The organism is Streptomyces beijiangensis (assembly GCF_017315755.1).
Lineage (GTDB): Bacteria > Actinomycetota > Actinomycetes > Streptomycetales > Streptomycetaceae > Streptomyces > Streptomyces beijiangensis.
On record NZ_JAFLRJ010001106.1, the window covers coordinates 1 to 253 of the forward strand.

The 253-nt window shown below is 74.7% G+C and carries 1 protein-coding gene; it reads left to right on the forward strand.

Annotation, left to right across the window (positions count from 1 at the left end):
• A partial coding sequence (locus tag J0695_RS40755) for a nitronate monooxygenase (protein WP_206969837.1) occupies positions 1-253 on the forward strand: 253 nt, incomplete at both ends.

Here is a 253-nt window from a genome sequence, read left to right on the forward strand (position 1 = left end):
CGTGGGCGCCGATGTCATCGTGGCGCAGGGGACCGAGAGCGGTGGACACGGAGCCAGGCACGGGCGGTCCACCTTGCCGTTCGTACCGCTCGTGGTCGATCTCGCGGGACCGGTGCCGGTGCTGGCAGCGGGTGGCATCGCTGATGGCCGCGGCGTGGCCGCGGCGCTGGCCCTGGGCGCTGCGGGAGCGCTCATCGGCACCCGCTTCCAGGCCACCGCCGAAGCCCTGGTCGACCCCGCCACCAGCAAGGCG